We start from the raw sequence: 16893 nt of genomic DNA, 5'->3' as shown, positions 1-16893 counted from the left end.
TTGGTCAATAGTTATTATTGAGTGCCCACCGTGCGTGGGCATTTTTTCTATATTTCTCTGCGAAAAAATCCACAAAGGAAATGATATGTCCGAAGAACTCGTTTTGAAATTCGTTGACCCGCAGCCGATGCGCTACGGCGAAAACTCCCACCAGTCCGCTGTATTCTACCGCGACCCGACCTGCACCGAAGCAAACCTCGCTTCTGCAAAGCAGCTCTGGGGCAAGGAACTTTCTTTCAACAACATCGTCGATGCTGACGCCGCCCTCGAAATGGCTCGCGAATTCAGCGACGGCAATGCTGTCGTGATCGTAAAGCACATGAATCCGTGCGGTCTTGCTACGGGCGAAACGCTCCGCGAAGCTCTCGAAGCCGCTTGGGCTGGTGACCCGGTGTCCGCTTTCGGTTCTGTGATTGCCGTGACTCGCAAGGTTGACCTCAAGACTGCCGAATTCCTCAAGGGCAAGTTCGTTGAAATCTTGCTCGCTCCGGCTTTCGATGACGACGCTCTCGAATTCCTCAAGAACAAGTCCAAGGACATTCGTCTCCTCGAAGTGGGCGAAATCAAGAAGGCAGTCGCATGCAAGGTCTATAAGCACGTGATTGGTGGCATGCTCGTCCAGGACCGCGACATCGGAACTTGGGAAAAGTTCGAATGCGTCACGAAGGCCCAGTTCCCGAAGAACAAGGAAGACCTCGCCCGCTTCACTTGGCTCGTTACTAAGCATACAAAGTCTAACGCAATCGTGATGTGCTACGAATACAAGCCGGGTTATTTCCAGGTGATGGGTCTTGGCCCGGGCCAGCCGAACCGCATTGACTCTAACCTCCGCCTCTGCCAGCCGCGCGTCCGCGATAACGTCGCTCGCATGCCTGAAGCCAAGGAATTCTTCGACGAAAACGGCAAGCTCGTGAACGAAGCCGGTCTCAAGGCTCTCGAAAAGAAAGTCTTCGGCGAAGTTGTTATGGGTTCTGACGCGTTCTTCCCGTTCCCGGACAACGTCGAAGCAGCACACGATGCTGGTGTCCGCTACATCGTCCAGCCGGGCGGCTCCAAGAAGGATGACCTCTCCATCGAATCTGCAGACAAGTTCGGCATTGCGATGGTGTTCACCGGAATGCGCCATTTCCGCCACTAATTCATTATAAGGTAAGAATGATTCCAGTATCTCAGAAAGAATCAAACCAAAGGGAGAAGGACCTGTATTACGCAGTCCTCTCCTTCTTGAAGTCTGTCCGCAAGGCCGGGAAAACGACCGCCAAGGAATGGAGTGATTACCGTTCCAAGCTTAGCGGTATTGCGCCCTCGCCCGAAATGAGCAAGGCGACCGATATGTGGACTATGGATAACTTGGATCAGTTCCAGCCGGATAAAACGCAGCTTCCGCCGTTGAATGATATGGAGTCTGTCGCCAAAGTTTCGCCCGAGTTTCTTTCGCAGTTGCTGGAAGCTTTGTACTACGGCATGCTGAACTTGACTCAGGCGAACCTGATTTCGGACGAGATTCAGGACGCAGACCCGGAATGCGTGAGTACGGCATCCCTCGAAGAATTGTTGGTCAAGCTCTGGATCGGTAACGCGAAGAGCTATAGAAAAATTGTGGTAAACTGAGAGGAGGTTACAGGTTGTAGGTTATAGGTTATAGGAATATAATCGTGGCTTCGCCACCTATTTGATTTACAAAGTGCATATTCCTTACCCCTAAGACCTAAGACCTAATCCCTATGACCTATAAAGTACGAGTTATTGGTGGCGGTCTTGCAGGCTGCGAAGCGGCTTTACAATTGGCAAGCCGTGGTTTTCAGGTAGATTTGTACGAAATGCGCCCCAACAGGCAGACGCCCGCCCATAGGGATGGACACCTCGCCCAACTCGTCTGTTCTAACAGTTTCAAGGCTTTGGGCATAACTAGTGCCCATGGCCTTTTAAAAGCGGAACTCACTCTGCTCGGGAGTTTCCTCCTAGATTGCGCGCGCGAAGCGGCAGTGCCAGCAGGTGATTCCTTGACGGTGAACCGCGACATTTTTAGTGAACTTGTCGAAAAGAAGATTGCAGAATTCCCGAACATTACGCTGCACCGCGAAGAAGTGACGAGCCTCGAAGGCGATTGCCCGACACTTGTTGCCGCAGGTCCTTTGGCAAGTGATGCTCTCGCCGACGATATTTTTAAACGCCTCGGCAGTAACCGTCTGCACTTCTTTGATGCAATTGCGCCCGTCGTCGAAACGGACAGCATCGACTTTAACCATGCGTTCTACATGAATCGCTGGGAAAAAGGCGAAACGGCAGACTTTATCAACTGCCCGCTCGACAAGGAAACTTATACAGAATTTGTAAACAAGCTCTGCGAAGCAGAAGCAACCGAACCGCGCCCGTTCGAAAAACGCGAACTTTTTGAAGGTTGCCTGCCGGTCGAAGAAATGGCGCGTCGTGGCTACGAAACTCTCCGCCACGGGCCCATGCGCCCCATCGGGCTTGGGCTTGGAAACAACGGACATCTGTGGTATGCCGTGATCCAACTCCGCGCCGAAAACAAACAGAAGACTTTGTTCAACATGGTCGGTTTCCAGACGCGCCTCAAGTGGGGCACGCAAAAGGAAATCTTTACCATGGTGCCTGCACTGCGCAATGCAAAATTTGCACGCCTCGGCTGCATGCACCGCAACACGTTTATCGAATCGCCGAAGTTCCTTGATAAGACGCTCCGCTTGCGTCCGGAACTCGACTGCGCCAAGGATATTCCGCCCACGTGGTTTGCAGGCCAGATTACGGGTTCTGAAGGCTACACCGAAGCGGTTGCTACAGGTTGGTACGCTGCATGGAATATGGCGCAGACGATTTTGCACGGACACGCCGACCCGCTCCCTGAAGAGAGCTGTATCGGCTCCTTGATGAACCGCCTTGTCGAAGAGAACGAGGATTTCCAGCCGATGAACTTCAACTTCGGCCTTCTCCCCCATCACGAGGGACTCAAGAAAAAGAACAAGAAAGAGATTCTTGCCGAACGTGCCGAACGCGCCGTTCGTGAATGGATTGCAGCCCGTAACATGGCATAAAATATGCGTGACGAGATCAAACAAGCGATTTTGCAGCAAGAGCTGAAAGACGGGGAAATGCTCCCGTCTGTACGCAAGCTGATGAAAACGTTTGGAGTCTCGTCGGGAACCATTCAGAGCGTGCTCAAGCAACTCTCCGAAGAAGGTCTCATTTACAGCATCCGCGGCAAGGGATTCTTCTGGGGCAAGGCTCCGGACGCCAATGATCTTGCGCAAATGCTTTCGAAGACTGTTCATCGCGAAACCGTGCTCGAACGCCTTGAACGCGAATTTTCAACGGACTGGGAAAAAGGGTTCCTCGACCCGAATAGGAATTTGCCGCTTGCCAAAGAACTCTCAGACCGCTACAATGTATCGCAGACGATTCTCCGCAAGTTCCTGATCCACAAAGTGAATCAGGGAATTCTCGTGCGTCGTGGGCGCTTGTACGCATTCGCCTCCCCGCTCAAGACAAAGACGGTCAAGAATTTCAGCGAGATTTTGTTCGTCACGCGATGCAATTCGTGGGGCGGCTTTACCGCAGAAAGCGAACGAGAACTCGACTTTTTGCGTCTCGTTTACCAGACCGCAGGTGAACAACATTTCAAGCTCATTCTGCTCGGCATCAACGAAGAAAGCGGCAAGCTCATTGACCGCAGTGGAAAAATCTGCCGCCTGACAGATTATCCGAATGCTATCGGTGCAGTACTATCGACACTCTTGGTGCAGAATCCGCACGCGCTTTTGCAGCTCTTTTACGGTGTGAAATACCCCGTCTCCGTGTGGTGGGAACACCCGTTGCAAAACATCCCGCCGAGATTCTTGAGCAAGAACAACTGGGCATTTTTTAACTCCACATTCGGAGAAATCCCGGGCCAGCAGCTCGGCAAATACCTTTTGCAAAAAGGCTTCAAGAAGGTCTGTTATTTCTCGCCGTACCATAACAGTTCCTGGTCCAAGGACCGCTTGACAGGCCTCATGAATTCGGGGCTAGAAGTCATTGCATTTACCGATGACGAATTTGCAAGCCCGTGGGACTACAAGGAAATCGCAAGGCAGAGAGTTTCGAGATTTTCCGTCGAATCATACGCCCGTAATCTCGTGAAGAAAAAGCTTTTGCAGTTCGCCAAGAATGTTCCTGAGGATTGCAATTGCTGGGTCTGCGTAAACGACGAAGTTGCAGGTATCTTCTACGAAATGAGCGATGACGGCGATTGCACCTTGCCTGGCGACAAGACCGACCCGAACGTGCTCGGATTCGACAACTCCGCCGAAAGCTACTTGTTGCGCATTGCGTCGTATGACTTCAACACGAGCGCACTCATCAAGCAGATTTTCTACTACATCGAAAATCCCGATGGCTTCGGGAATAAAAAACGCCTGCACCAGATTCTCGGACAAGTCATTGAGAAGTAAGTCGGAAGAACTTAGATAGATTGCCGCGCTTTACTCGCGATGACGTTTTCCTCAGTTCTAAACTCAAAACAGCTTCATTTTTTTTAAAACAAATGTTGCATTTTTTTTACAAATTCTATATTCTTATCATAAATAACAAAGGATAAAGAATGAAAGTAAATTTTTTTGCCTATGGTTTAGCAATTGCTTGCACCTTGGCTGCTTGTGGCGATGATTCTTCTACGAGCCCAAGCACAAACAACTCTGGAGATTCTCAAATTTCAAGTTCCTCAGCAACAGGTGTTCCAGCATCTTCCGCAATAGAAAGCAGCGATTCAAAGGCTAATTCTAGCAGTTCACAAGGAACATCTGCAAATTCCAACGGCTTTCCAGCAAACTACAATCCAACCGCAAACACATTAACCGACGAACGCGATGGTCAAGTTTACAAGACAGCAAAAGTCGGCAATCAAATTTGGATGGCAGAAAACTTAAGAATAAGCAATAAATATTACGACAAAAGCTGTGGTCCAACGGAAGATCAGCCTCAAGAACCCGATGAAGTTATAAATAAATACGGACGTTACTACTCCTGGATTACCGCCATGCAGCTCCCCTGCAATTATGAAGATGAATGGGCTGCCGAATCAGTCTCTGATTCGGCCTATCATGGTCCACGCCAAGGAATCTGCCCCAAAGGTTGGCACGTACCTTCAACCAGCGAATGGCAAACATTACTGGACCAAGGCCCAGTCAGAAAGTTGCTCTCGACCGAATGGGATTATTCAGGCTATAAGGGAACAGACGATTATGGTTTTTCTTTAACCATCGCAAACGAAAAATACGAGTCATTCCCATGTTTGCAAACAGCTAGCGAAGAAGCATCAAATCAAAACTACATGATTTGCTTCAACACTTATTCCCAAAAGCCCGTTAAGCTAGAACACATCTACAAGCACCAGGAAACATATCTCCGTTGCTTGATGGACTAACAAAATCCACATTGCGGATATAGAAAAAGCGAGCCATAAGCTCGCTTTTTCCGTATAATTCTAAAAGAAGTTGGTAGAACTTAGTCGGTAGAGCAACGTCATTCTGAGTCCGTTAGGACGATATAGAATTGTTAGCAACTTGTTGCTTTACAATTCTTAGGTTCGAAGGGGCAGAATCCAGTTATTTCTTGCGAATAATTTTACTGGATCCTTCGACTTCGCTCAGGATGACAGCTCAGGCTGACATTTCGTCTAAGCTCTAAGTTCTAAACTCTACTTATTCTTATTCACGATAATCGTCTTAGCTTCGAAGGTTTCGCGGTCAATCCACTTGACCATCAAGGAAACCTTGTTGTCAGCGTTGAGAGCGTCCCAGTAAGCCTTGAGCGTTTCTTCAGCAGTGTTGAAAATCGGCATGAGCTTCGGGAAACCGTTGAAAGACGGGATCGGCTTGCCATCCGTTTCGTATGTGCTGATGAAGTGTCCAAGACCGTTCAAAGCCTTTTCGAATTCAAACGTCATGCGTTCGCAGCCTGCTTCTTCGCTATTATTGCGGCTCTTGAGGATGGAGAGCTTGTAGATAGCCGGTTCAGCATTCTTGTAGTGGATGCCGGAAATACGCGGCGTGAAGTTCGGAGCGTCGTCTTCGTACTGGCGAGTGCGAAGAGCGCTTTCGAACGTGCCACCGAGCTTGATGGCGTTGTAAATCGTGTCCGTCTGGTCGCCGTTCGTAATAATCTGCACGTCCTTCGTGTGGCGAGCCGGATAGTAAATGATGAGATGCGGGTCCGTGAGCTTGGATTCGTCGAAAGCCTTGGTCTTCATAAAGCCAGTGTCGGCTTCAATTTCAAACACGCGGTTGCGGCTGTTCACGCTGCGACCCATGATCCAGTAAACCTGCACGTAAGACTTGCCATCGGCGCTTGTGCCAAGCACAATGCCACGGCCCGGATACGGGTTCTTGGAGAGGTCGTTGAAATTCTGTTTTGCTTCTTCTGTGTAGTTCATAATTAGTTTTTTAGGTTGTAGGTTTTAGGTTATAGGTTTTAAGTTACTGGTTTCGAAAAAGAATTACGCTCATTGTGCGTTTGTTTTGTGCAGCGAAGCTGCGATTCTTTGCCTAATACCTAACACCTAATACCTATCTACCTTTTGGGATTGTAATTATTCATCAGGACCATCGCAAGGGCAACGCAGAACATCACCACGCTACCGACAACCACTTGCTGTTTGTGGTCGTATTCTCGCTTGACGTAAGTCGGATTTTCCTCATTCAATTCTTGGAGCGTCGGGCCTTTGGCAAGAGTCGAGGAATCTACACCAAAAACCTTTTCCTTTTGCTCTTCGGTCATGTTCAACGTGCTGACGTAAGAGCTGTCCGAGCGGTCCATCTTTGCAATGGCAGAGGACGGGAAAGAAAGAAAGAGTGCAAACAAAACCACGAGCAACAAACTGCCCTGGATTGCCACGCCCCCACTTCGACTACGCTCAGTGACCTTGGGCTCACAATGACAATTTCTCGATTTCGCCGCATTCTTCATTATTCAATCCTAGATCCTTCGACTTCGTGCTACGCACTTCGCTCAGGATGACACCTCTTATCTCTCGTCTGTAGGGCATAGCCCGTTCTCTCGTCTAAATTACCCTTCCTTAGCGAGCTTGTCGAGAATCTGGTTCACGAGACCCGGGTTAGCCTTGCCACCGGACTTGCGCATCGTCATACCCACGAGGAAGCCCTTGAGTGCAACCTTGCCTGCCTTGAATTCAGCGAACTGAGCGGCGTTAGCGGCGCAGACTTCACGAACCACAGCTTCGATAGCAGCGGTGTCGGTCACCTGCACGAGGCCCTTTTCCTTCACGATGACTTCAGGATCCTTGCCCGTTTCGAACATTTCGGCGAAGACTGTCTTTGCAATCTTTCCGTTAATGGTGTTATCTGCAATAAGGTTCACGAGAGCGCAGAGCTGTTCCGGCTTGATCTTGAGAGCGGAGAGACCTCCTTCGAGTTCCTTCACCTTGGCCAGCAGTTCAGTAATCACCCAGTTGGCCAAGACCTTGCCGTTCTTGCAATTCTTCGCGGCGGTGTCATACCATTCGCTCACGTCGCGGTCTTCGGTAAGCACCATGGCGTCGTATTCGGAAACACCGAAGTCGTCCATGAAGCGCTTGCGGCGGGCATCCGGCAGTTCCGGAAGCGTGCGGCGGATTTCTTCCACAAAGGCCGGGTCAGTCACGAGGCGCACCATGTCCGGTTCCGGGAAGTACTTGTAGTCGTGGGCGTCTTCCTTAGAGCGGATGACGATGGTCTTGTCCGCATTGGGGTCGTAGCGCTTGGTGCACTGTTCCACTTCCTTGCCGGCATCGAGCGTCGAGGCCTGCAGGTTCATTTCGCAGTAGAGAGCCTTTTCGAGGTTCGTGAAGCTGTTCAAGTTCTTGATTTCGGCGCGGATACCGAACGGAGCGTCTTCAGAAGCGCGCAGCGAAATGTTACCATCGCAACGCATGTTGCCGTTTTCCATGTTGGCGTTAGAAACGCGTGTGTATTCGAGCGTCTGCTTGATTTTCTTCAGCACGAGCACGGCTTCTTCCGGGCTACGGATGTCCGGTTCGGTCACGATTTCGCAAAGCGGCGTACCGCAGCGGTTAGCGTCAAAATGGCTTTGGGACGGGCTCATGTCGTGGATGAGCTTACCGGCATCTTCTTCCATGTGGATACGGGTAATGCCCACACGCTTCTTGGTGCCGTCGGCCTTCACGATTTCGAGCCAGCCGTTCTTACAAATCGGATGGTCATACACCGGAAGTCCACCCGTCTGCGTAATCTGGTAACCCTTCGGAAGGTCCGGGTAGAAGTAGTTCTTACGAGTCCACATGGCGTTCAAATCAATTTCGCAGTTGAGAGCGAGACCCAAGCGGATGGCATATTCCACAGCCTTCTTGTTCGGCACAGGCATAGCGCCCGGCATACCGAGGCAAACAGGGCAAACATGCTTGTTCGGGCTTGTGTTCACTTCAATTTCGCAGCCACAGAACATCTTTGTCTTAGTGGCAAGCTGGCAATGGATTTCGAGACCAATAACAGGACAGTAATTAGACATGTTAAACTCCAATAAATTTTACGCGGAAAAGATAGTATTTTAGAACTTAGAACTTAGAGCTTAGAACTTAGATATGCTTGTAAAACGCTCTAACCTCAAAGCGAAGCGTGCTCAAAGCACCAAAGGGGCGAGCCCATCCCCCAATAGCCTAAATTTCATCGAGCGTAACGACGAGCGCATCGGTGGCGTCACGGAAGTTTGCGCATTCGGTGAGGATGCAATCGGCGCCGTTCACGAACGCGGTCGCCAAGCGTAGCGATTCCATCTCGGTCAGCTTGTGGTTCGTGCGGGCAGCAGCCGCAAACAATTCCGCCGCCTTCAATGCAACATCGGCATTCACTTCGCAAAGGCGCACGTTAGCAGACTTCTCAAAAAATTCACGATACTGCCTTGCTAAAACGCCATCGTTTGCACCATACGCCTTTTTGCAAATTTCAAATAAAGTTACAGAAGAAACGAGAACTTGCACATTGTTCTCATAGACACCGTCCAAAACGTCCGACACAACCGGGTAGTAATCAGGATGCATCTGGAGAAGCCGCACCAGCGGCCCCGAATCCAAAAACAAAATGCGACTCTGTTCAATAGATTTAATCATAATCTTCTGCAACAATTCTTTACAATTGATAAGCAATCATTAAAAAATTAAATAATTCATTTATAAATAAAAGCGAAACTTAAATTAAATCAACAGATAATCAGAATTACATCGAGAGAATAGAGCGTCGGCCACAACCTTAAAAGGCGAGTGCCGCGACCATGCTTGCATGGGCATGGCTGAGCCGTAAGGTTGGCGCTTGTGCCAGGATGGGGAGGGTGCAGGGAGGGGCCCGTGCGGCCTTCGCAACTCCGAGCTGGGGCCCCGCCCGCAAGAAGTACATTTTTACTTATTACGGGCTTGGGCGAAGCCCACTCTTAATCATCTTCCTTGACCGGTTCGTAGATTTCCATGTAAGCGGCATCGAAACGCTGTCCAGAACGCATCATCTTGAAGCGCCCTGCACGCGGATAAAAATACCAGTTCATCCATTCACCGCTCATGTCAGTGCGCTTGGTCTTGAGTGCAATCGGCTTTTCGCCCATATAGTAATCTCGTTTATGCGGAATCACGCGTTCCATCGCACGGTACATATGCACAGAATTCCCGGCTCGGCGTTCAATCGTTCCATGCCCGTCCTTGCTCCACGTAATACTCACGATTCCATGTTCATCCGTCAATGGTTCACAAGTATCATAGCCACTCGCGCACCACAAATATTTCGGATAAGAGAAGTTATATGAATCCAAATTAAATGTTTCGACAATGCGGTTGTTTCCCTTGAATGTCGGGTAATTCCCTGCAAGCGTGTATCCACCGACATTGTAATCTTCGCAACCATGCTGGGCCACGCGCACCACGCGGTTGAACACATCCACGCCAACAGCACAGCCTTCTTCTTTGTAGACAAAGCGTGCATGGCCATTGATGTTTTTCTTTTCGAGATTACCCATTTCGATTTCGGCTACGTTATCGTCCTTACCATTCTGCACAACAATGTTAAAGCGGCTAGCGTTGCTCGGCGAACTTTTGAGAACCACGCGGCCCGTTTCAGAGACGTATTCCCCACTCAAGTCTGCGTATTCTTGCATAAAACGGTCCAGCTCCGAACGCTTGACCCACACATCGCCAAACTTGCAATTCACCGGCACATAGCGCGGCGGAGCTTTCGGCTCGACTTCTTCGTAAGTCACCACTCTTTGTTTTTTAGTGACGGTCTGGTATTTTCCGTTTTTACCACGAACCTTTTCCTGAACATCGACAAAGCTTTCATGCTCAATCTTATCCTTCGGAATCGGGAGTTCCTTAATCGCGTCCGAAGACATTAAATACCCTAAAGGGCGGTTTTCATCTATAGAACCATTAATTTTCTTATAGACATCCAGTTTCATCTGCGCAAACGCGCTCGACGTCAAAACAACCATCACCGCCAACAAAAAATTTTTCAAAACAATCACCTCTTTTGGATATTTAAATTAGATTAATGAGGGCTTTATATGTAGTAAAAATTTGATTAAGATTTTTTTACTAACATTTAATCGAGTATTTAAACCTGGATTTATACTAAGGAGATCCTCAAATGAAGAAAATGTTTCTTGCAACTTGTTTGCTCGCAGCTTCCGTATTTGCAGCACCGAGTGCAGAAGATGTTAAAGCAGCAACCGAAAAGCCGGCTGTAGAAGCCAAAACAGCAGTCACCAAGGCAAAGGCCGCTGCCGTCAAGAAGACGACCAAGGCAAAAGCCAAGGTAGAAGCCGCCAAGACTGACGCTAAAGCCACAGCAACCAACGCCAAGGCAGAAACCGAAGCAAAGGCTCAAGAAACCGCAAAGGCAGCTGCTAAGGATGTGAAAACAACTGCATCCGAAGCAAAGACCGAAGCAAAGGCCGCAGTTGCCAATAAGGCACAGGAAGCCGAAGTCAAGGCTCAGGAAACAGCAAAGGCCGCAGAAGTCAAGGCCGAAGCTGCCAAGGCCGAAGCTGCCGCCGCCGTTGAAACAAAGGCCCCGGCAGAACCGATTATTCCGGCAATCGCTCCGACTCCGGAAGCTCCGAAGGCTGAACCCGCACCGGTCGCCGAAACCAAGGCTCCGGCAGCACCAGTTGCAGAAGCACCGGCACCGGTTGTAGCTCCAGCACCGGTTGTTGAAGCCCCTGCAGCCGTTGAAGCTCCGGCAGAAGTTGCAGCCGCTGAACCGGCAACCACGACATCTCGCAAGAAAAAGAAGATGATCGAAAATGCTGTCTTCACGGTCAACGAAATCGATTTCGACATCAACGCAGACTTCGAACTCGAAGCCGGCAAGGTGTTCTGGACCTCCGAAGACGACGAAAATTCGGACAACCTCGAAAAGTGGAGTGGCCAAGCTAACTTCGCTATCCTCGCCGAAACGAATAACTTCAAGGGTAAGATTGCTCTCGCCTTCTACCCAGGCGACTTGAAGACCGATAACGTCAATGGCGAAACCGGCAGCGCCGAAGATTACTTCACTCTCGACGAAGCATGGGCATACCAGAGTAAGGGCAACTTCAGCTTCAGAGTCGGTCGTTGGGACAACACCGATAAGAACGGCGACTACTTCGGTGGCTACATCGATGGTTACAAGAACGGATTCCTCTCCACGCAGGATCCCGAGAACCAGTTTGAATTCGGCTTTGCTCCGAACGAAAACATCGACCTCGCCTTCTCCTTCATCAGCAAGGCTACCCATCTTAACAAGGGCGACCTCCGCTTGGTGTTCAACTTCCATGATCTCCCGAGCCTCGAACTCTTCGACATCCAGCTCGGCTACCGCAGCAACGTTTTCGACAAAGTCAACGACAACGATGCCGACATTTCGCACAACGTATCTTTGAAGGTTCGCGCACCGATTATCCCGGACTTCCTCACGCTCTTTGGCGAAGTAGCCCTCATGGACCTCTCCGATGACCTCGTCGCTCCGCTTACCGGTGGTATTGAAATGAACTTCAAGACCGTTGACCGCGTCATCCTTGAAGCAGAATACGTTCACAACCGTCATCACCACAGCGACTTTATTGGCAGCAAGACAAAGCACGTGAAGGACGTTCTTGGAGCCCTCTACCTTGAAAAGGCTCTCACGGACCGTTTCTCGCTCTCCGCTGGTTTCCACAGCTATGGTGCATCTAAGGACTATATGCTCTCCGGCAACTTGATCGGTAGAATTAACTAAGTCAAAAATTATTGACTACACAAAAAAATCCTGCGAGAATATCGCAGGATTTTTTCATATAAAGCCAAAAGCAAACGAAAGTTGCGAGCTCATAGCTCAATGGTTCAACAAGCTCACCAACCTACAGAGCAACTGCGGCAAGTCCGCTAGAATCCCTTGCGTTCCAGGTCGAGCAAAAGCGCCTGGAGAGATTCTTCGACCGATGCACGGAAGCTATTCGATCCAAGGCTGCAACTAGCAACAACTTCGTTACCAGAAGAAATTCGAATGACATCAAAGCCATTTTCGGATGTAAAGCAGACAGTCAAACCTTTATTCAGAGCTTTTTCGAGTAAATCGCGCATAGCGACTCCTTTAATGAGGTGATCAAAAAACTTGGGTTGGCGCACCAACAAACTTAAACTAGGCTTTTTTGCCCTAAAAAACAAGCAAATAATTTTGTTTTTCCATAATTTCTTTGTATTTTAAGTGCATAGGGGGCTATTATGTTCGATTTTCACATTCATTTAGCTCGATTACCCCAAAAAAAGCAGCTCACGCAGTTGCTTTTAGACCGTAATTATGACTTTATTGCGGTTTCTTGTGAACCCTGGGAATGGGAAGATGTCTCGCAACTGAAAAAAGAGTTTTCGACCGAAATCAAGCCATTTAAAGTGACTTACGGGATCCACCCAATGATCGCAACACAGGTTTCTAGCAAAACATTAGCCCAACTGCGCACCCGCTTAGAAGAAGACCCACTTGCCATGGTCGGCGAAGCGGGTATTGATAAGCGCTATCCGGGCTACAACGACGGCACGCAGGACCAGATTTTTTTAGCGCAGGCCGGACTTGCATTAGAACTCAAGCGGAATTTGCAAATACACTGCGTTGGGGACTATATGCACGTGCTGAAACTTTTGGAAGAGGCGGGTTTTAAGGCTACGCAAGGACAAGACGCATCGTCACGAGAAGCGCCGCGCCCCATTTTCCACCGCTTTGGCGGCGATGCGAATTTTGTGAAAAAAGCCCTCCCCTTTGGAGCGCTCTTTTCACTGCACGAGGATAGCTTCCGCAAGAAATCGACCGCAGCCGCCATCAAGCTCATTCCCGAAAGCAACGTGTTCTTCGAGACCGACGCCGATGAATCTTTCTTGGAACCTGCGGAACTTCTCGACGAACTCGAAGGCCGACTAGAGTCAGTTCGAGCCGCCTACGCCAAGTGCCGTGAGTAACGGGTCTGCCGACCGGACTGTCGCCGCCTGAACTTGAATATTTGCAAACGCTCGGAACACTTCGAGCGTCTTTTTTGCCATTTCCACGGGAGTCCCGCGCCCGACTTCGAACACCGCCTGTAACGGCGACATACCTAGATAACGCATACTGCATGTGCAAAGGCTGCTGATTTCGCCAAGCACACGCGGGTCCGGCGACGGCGTTTCAGCAAATGTCGCAACGATAACGCCCTTACGGAGCGCAAGCCCCTGGATGCGCAAACGACCTGCCAACAGCCCAAGTTCGGTGACGAGCAAAAGCATCTTCGCGGGAGTCGGCACAGGGCCAAAACGGTCCTGCAATTCGCTTTCGATGTTCTGCACATCCGCCTGCGATGTGATACGCGCAATGCGCTGGTACAGCGAGATTCGCGTGAGACCATCTTCCACATAATCTTCGGGGAGGTAGGCATCCACGCCGATTTCCACACGCGGTTGAATCGGCTTTTCGAGAGCACCGCCACGCAACATTTCCACCGCTTCACGCACCAAACGCACATACGTTTCAAAGCCGACTTCGGCAATAAAACCATGTTGTTCCTGACCGAGCAGGTTCCCTGCACCGCGAATTTCAAGGTCGCGCATCGCAAGCTGGTAGCCGCTGCCGAGGTCGGTAAACTGTTCCAACGCCTTAAGGCGGCGCATGGATTCCTGCGAGATTTCACCGCGCTGCGGAATGACAAGGAACGCCTTCGCCAAAACGCTACTACGGCCCACACGCCCACGCATCTGATAAAGCTGGCTGATACCAAAATGGTGTGCGTTCATGATGATAATCGTATTCGCATTCGGCACATCCAAGCCAGATTCAATAATGCTTGTGCTCACGAGAATATCGAACTTGCGCGAAAGGAAAGCGTCCATCACACGTTCAAGCTCGTGATCTTCCATCTGACCATGGGCCACAGCGACTTTCGCATCAGGAGCCATCGCTTCAATATCTTCGGCGAGCTTTGTAATCGTCTGCACGCGGTCATTCACCACAAACACCTGGCCACCGCGAGCAAGTTCATCGAGAATCGCGTTCTTCAAGACTTCGTCATCGCGCTGCATCAGCTTTGTTTCGACCGGCAAGCGGTTAATCGGCGGCGTGTTGATAAGCGAAATATCGCGAACGCCCGTCATGCTCAAGTGCAGCGAGCGCGGAATCGGGGTTGCACTCATGCTGAGCGTATCGACGGCAAGACGGAGCTGGCGAAGCTTTTCCTTTTGCTTCACGCCGAACTTCTGCTCTTCGTCGATAATCAAAAGTCCCAAGTCCTTGAACTCGCTCTTGTTCGACAACAGCGCATGCGTTCCGATGACGATATTCACCGTACCAGCCGCGATTTCCTTGAAAATTTCCTTCTTTTCCTTGGCGCTCTTGTAGCGGTTCATGAGCGCAATCTTGACCGGGTAAGCGGCAAAGCGTTCGCAGAAGTTTTCGTAATGTTGCGCCGCAAGAATCGTCGTCGGAACGAGAATGGCGACCTGCTTGTTCGACGACACGCACTTGAACGCCGCACGCATCGCAACTTCGGTTTTACCAAAGCCTACATCACCGCAAATGAGGCGGTCCATCGGGCGACGGCTTTCCATATCGCGCTTGATGTCGGCCGTGGCACGGAGCTGGTCTGGCGTCGGATCGTATTCGAACGAATCCTCGAATTCCTTTTGCATGTTGCCATCAGGCGGGAATCCGAAACCTTCGACGAGTTCGCGCTTGGCGTAAAGTTCCACGAGGTCACGTGCTATCTGGATAACCTTTTGCTTGACGCGCTTCTTGATGTTTTCCCAAGTTTTGCTGCCGAGACGGTCGAGCTTAGTCTCTATATCTTCCGGACGGTCGAGGCGTTCAATTTTTTGCAGGTCCGACACGGGGAACTTCAAACGGTCGCCGCCATCGTATTCCAGCAACGCGCAATCGACCATACCGCCATTGACTTCCACGCGGACAAGCCCCAAGTAGCGGCCAATGCCGTGGTCTTCGTGCGCCACCAGGTCTCCGCGATTGAGCGATTCAACCATCAACGCATTCGTCACCGAACCCGCAATCTTGTGCTTACGCGCTTTATTCGCATGGCGGTTTAAAATTCTCGATTCCGTGAGGAACGCAACGTTATCGTCTTCGAGCCAAAAACCTTCACTCAGGTTTCCAATAAAATAATCTTCAACAGGCAGGCCGTCAAAAACTTCACGCAAGCGGTTCACGCCGCCTATCGTCTGGGCCATCACGTAAACGCGACCGCCCTTGTCGTAAAATTCCTCAATTTCTTTTGCAACCGCATCCGTACCATTCGAAGTAAAATCTTGCGGACGCATGTGCATTTCGAGCCAGTTGCCATCATCCACCTTGACACGAGTCATATCTAGCGACGCGCGGCCTACGAACAAACGCGAAAGTTCACCAATTTTGAACCAAATATCCGCAGGGGCCGCAATTCCAGCATCAGCTACGCGAGCTTCGTCATAAGCACCGCGGAACGCACCATACATCTTCGAAGCAGTTTCCGAAAGCAACGAAAGTTCCTCGAATACAAGCGACGCACGTGGCATGTAATCCAGGAGGCTCGCCACCAAACGCTGGTGATTCGGTCGATGCCACCACAGCGATTCTTTGGAACATTCCTCGCCCGCCATCACCGATTCCGGCACCGTAAATTCCCCCATCGGGAAGAACTCGATATGCGTCATCTGCTCCAGCGAACGCTGCGAGAAAATATCGAACGCACGGATAGATTCAATCTCGTCGCCATAAAATTCAATACGAATCGGGTGCGGATAAAGTAAGCAGTTCACATCGACAATGCAACCGCGAATCGAAAACTCGCCCACGCCGCTCACCATCGGCTGTTCCGTAAAGCCGTGATCAAGGAACCACGGACGTAAAGACGAAGGCTCCAGCTGGTCGCCAACGCGGAGCGTACGCACCTGTCGCATAATTTCGCCCGGTTCCGGGAGTTTCATCAAGAACGCATCGAGCGGACAAACAACAACAAACGGCTTTTCGGTATGCGAAACATCTCGGAAGAACTTCAGACGTTCTTCAAGCACGCCCTCAAACGGCACCTTGATTTCGTAAGGTTTCAAGCCGAGTGATGGAAAAAAGCGAACAAATTCCTCGCCCACCATGCTTTCGAGATTCTCGACCCAGACTTCGGCACTGCGGTAATCCTTCGCAATCACCAGAATGTTCTGCGGACTTTTCAAGAACCGGTTCGCCACCATCATCGAGGCAAGCGGAACCGAAGCCCCGTTTATATGGATAGCCTCATTGTCCGCATTTTCAAAAAGCGAAATCGCCGGGAACGAATTTTCTTGAAGGAATTCCGAAATAGTAAGCATAGAGGGAAATGTAGAAAAAAATTTATCCGCCCCATTGCTCCATTTTTTGTATTTTGCGGTGGTGATTA

Annotated in this window: 14 protein-coding genes; 7 read left to right on the top strand and 7 right to left on the bottom strand. The window is 50.2% G+C overall.

The window, feature by feature from the left end; all coding sequences use genetic code 11:
- Positions 1 to 85 precede the first annotated feature (85 nt).
- The 5 genes from B3A20_RS04075 (at position 86) to B3A20_RS04055 (ending at position 5422) form a co-directional block, all read left to right on the top strand.
- Positions 86 to 1138, top strand: a complete 1053-nt coding sequence (locus tag B3A20_RS04075) for an IMP cyclohydrolase (RefSeq protein ID WP_173564927.1) — start codon at positions 86 to 88, stop codon at positions 1136 to 1138.
- Positions 1139 to 1155: 17 nt separating this feature from the next.
- Positions 1156 to 1611, top strand: coding sequence for a hypothetical protein (locus B3A20_RS04070; RefSeq protein WP_014544981.1), 456 nt, complete (start codon positions 1156 to 1158; stop codon positions 1609 to 1611).
- Positions 1612 to 1724: 113 nt separating this feature from the next.
- A complete protein-coding gene (gene trmFO, locus B3A20_RS04065) occupies positions 1725 to 3056 on the top strand; it encodes a methylenetetrahydrofolate--tRNA-(uracil(54)-C(5))-methyltransferase (FADH(2)-oxidizing) TrmFO (RefSeq protein ID WP_290762161.1) in 1332 nt (443 codons plus the stop codon).
- Between the two features lie 3 nt (positions 3057 to 3059).
- Positions 3060 to 4451, top strand: a complete 1392-nt coding sequence (locus B3A20_RS04060) for a GntR family transcriptional regulator (protein ID WP_290762159.1) — start codon at positions 3060 to 3062, stop codon at positions 4449 to 4451.
- A gap of 149 nt (positions 4452 to 4600) precedes the next feature.
- Positions 4601 to 5422, top strand: a complete 822-nt coding sequence (locus B3A20_RS04055) for an FISUMP domain-containing protein (RefSeq protein ID WP_290762156.1) — start codon at positions 4601 to 4603, stop codon at positions 5420 to 5422.
- A 273-nt stretch (positions 5423 to 5695) separates the two neighbouring features.
- On the opposite strand, the gene B3A20_RS04050 is transcribed toward B3A20_RS04055, so the two are convergent.
- The 5 genes from B3A20_RS04050 to B3A20_RS04030 all read right to left on the bottom strand — a co-directional run bounded on the left by B3A20_RS04050 (position 5696) and on the right by B3A20_RS04030 (position 10515).
- On the bottom strand, positions 5696 to 6430 hold the full coding sequence (locus B3A20_RS04050) for an IMP cyclohydrolase (RefSeq protein WP_290762154.1): 735 nt from the start codon (positions 6428 to 6430) through the stop codon (positions 5696 to 5698).
- 137 nt (positions 6431 to 6567) lie between these two features.
- Positions 6568 to 6963, bottom strand: coding sequence for a hypothetical protein (locus tag B3A20_RS04045; RefSeq protein ID WP_290762151.1), 396 nt, complete (start codon positions 6961 to 6963; stop codon positions 6568 to 6570).
- Positions 6964 to 7062: 99 nt separating this feature from the next.
- The gene (gene gatB / locus B3A20_RS04040) at positions 7063 to 8520 is read right to left on the bottom strand and encodes an Asp-tRNA(Asn)/Glu-tRNA(Gln) amidotransferase subunit GatB (protein WP_290762149.1); all 1458 of its coding nucleotides are present in this window, start codon (positions 8518 to 8520) and stop codon (positions 7063 to 7065) included.
- 148 nt (positions 8521 to 8668) lie between these two features.
- Complete coding sequence (locus B3A20_RS04035) at positions 8669 to 9118, bottom strand: type II toxin-antitoxin system VapC family toxin (RefSeq protein ID WP_290762147.1); 450 nt, start codon at positions 9116 to 9118, stop codon at positions 8669 to 8671.
- A 317-nt stretch (positions 9119 to 9435) separates the two neighbouring features.
- On the bottom strand, positions 9436 to 10515 hold the full coding sequence (locus B3A20_RS04030; RefSeq protein WP_290762144.1) for a hypothetical protein: 1080 nt from the start codon (positions 10513 to 10515) through the stop codon (positions 9436 to 9438).
- A gap of 122 nt (positions 10516 to 10637) precedes the next feature.
- On the opposite strand from B3A20_RS04030, the gene B3A20_RS04025 reads away from it, so the two are divergent.
- Entirely contained in the window at positions 10638 to 12248 is a 1611-nt protein-coding gene (locus B3A20_RS04025; protein WP_290762141.1) for a hypothetical protein, read from the top strand.
- A 146-nt stretch (positions 12249 to 12394) separates the two neighbouring features.
- On the opposite strand, the gene B3A20_RS04020 is transcribed toward B3A20_RS04025, so the two are convergent.
- A complete protein-coding gene (locus B3A20_RS04020; protein WP_014544972.1) occupies positions 12395 to 12592 on the bottom strand; it encodes a hypothetical protein in 198 nt (65 codons plus the stop codon).
- A gap of 141 nt (positions 12593 to 12733) precedes the next feature.
- Between B3A20_RS04020 and B3A20_RS04015 the strand changes: the two genes are divergently transcribed.
- On the top strand, positions 12734 to 13462 hold the full coding sequence (locus tag B3A20_RS04015) for a TatD family hydrolase (RefSeq protein ID WP_290762136.1): 729 nt from the start codon (positions 12734 to 12736) through the stop codon (positions 13460 to 13462).
- Here B3A20_RS04015 and mfd read toward each other — a convergent pair.
- Positions 13427 to 16825, bottom strand: a complete 3399-nt coding sequence (mfd, locus tag B3A20_RS04010) for a transcription-repair coupling factor (protein WP_290762133.1) — start codon at positions 16823 to 16825, stop codon at positions 13427 to 13429. The two genes, B3A20_RS04015 and mfd, sit on opposite strands and share 36 nt — an antisense overlap.
- Positions 16826 to 16893 lie beyond the last annotated feature (68 nt).

Source organism: Fibrobacter sp. UBA4297, assembly GCF_002394865.1.
Taxonomy (GTDB): domain Bacteria; phylum Fibrobacterota; class Fibrobacteria; order Fibrobacterales; family Fibrobacteraceae; genus Fibrobacter.
Note: the sequence above shows the minus strand (reverse complement) of the source record. Positions and strands in the feature narration are given on the sequence as shown.

Coding starts and splice junctions, on each gene's coding strand:
- B3A20_RS04075 (WP_173564927.1), top strand. CDS start 86: ATGTCCGAAGAACTCGTTTTGAAATTCGTTGACCCGCAGCCGATGCGC.
- B3A20_RS04070 (WP_014544981.1), top strand. CDS start 1,156: ATGATTCCAGTATCTCAGAAAGAATCAAACCAAAGGGAGAAGGACCTG.
- trmFO (WP_290762161.1), top strand. CDS start 1,725: ATGACCTATAAAGTACGAGTTATTGGTGGCGGTCTTGCAGGCTGCGAA.
- B3A20_RS04060 (WP_290762159.1), top strand. CDS start 3,060: ATGCGTGACGAGATCAAACAAGCGATTTTGCAGCAAGAGCTGAAAGAC.
- B3A20_RS04055 (WP_290762156.1), top strand. CDS start 4,601: ATGAAAGTAAATTTTTTTGCCTATGGTTTAGCAATTGCTTGCACCTTG.
- B3A20_RS04050 (WP_290762154.1), bottom strand. CDS start 6,430: ATGAACTACACAGAAGAAGCAAAACAGAATTTCAACGACCTCTCCAAG.
- B3A20_RS04045 (WP_290762151.1), bottom strand. CDS start 6,963: ATGAAGAATGCGGCGAAATCGAGAAATTGTCATTGTGAGCCCAAGGTC.
- gatB (WP_290762149.1), bottom strand. CDS start 8,520: ATGTCTAATTACTGTCCTGTTATTGGTCTCGAAATCCATTGCCAGCTT.
- B3A20_RS04035 (WP_290762147.1), bottom strand. CDS start 9,118: ATGATTAAATCTATTGAACAGAGTCGCATTTTGTTTTTGGATTCGGGG.
- B3A20_RS04025 (WP_290762141.1), top strand. CDS start 10,638: ATGAAGAAAATGTTTCTTGCAACTTGTTTGCTCGCAGCTTCCGTATTT.
- B3A20_RS04020 (WP_014544972.1), bottom strand. CDS start 12,592: ATGCGCGATTTACTCGAAAAAGCTCTGAATAAAGGTTTGACTGTCTGC.
- B3A20_RS04015 (WP_290762136.1), top strand. CDS start 12,734: ATGTTCGATTTTCACATTCATTTAGCTCGATTACCCCAAAAAAAGCAG.
- mfd (WP_290762133.1), bottom strand. CDS start 16,825: ATGCTTACTATTTCGGAATTCCTTCAAGAAAATTCGTTCCCGGCGATT.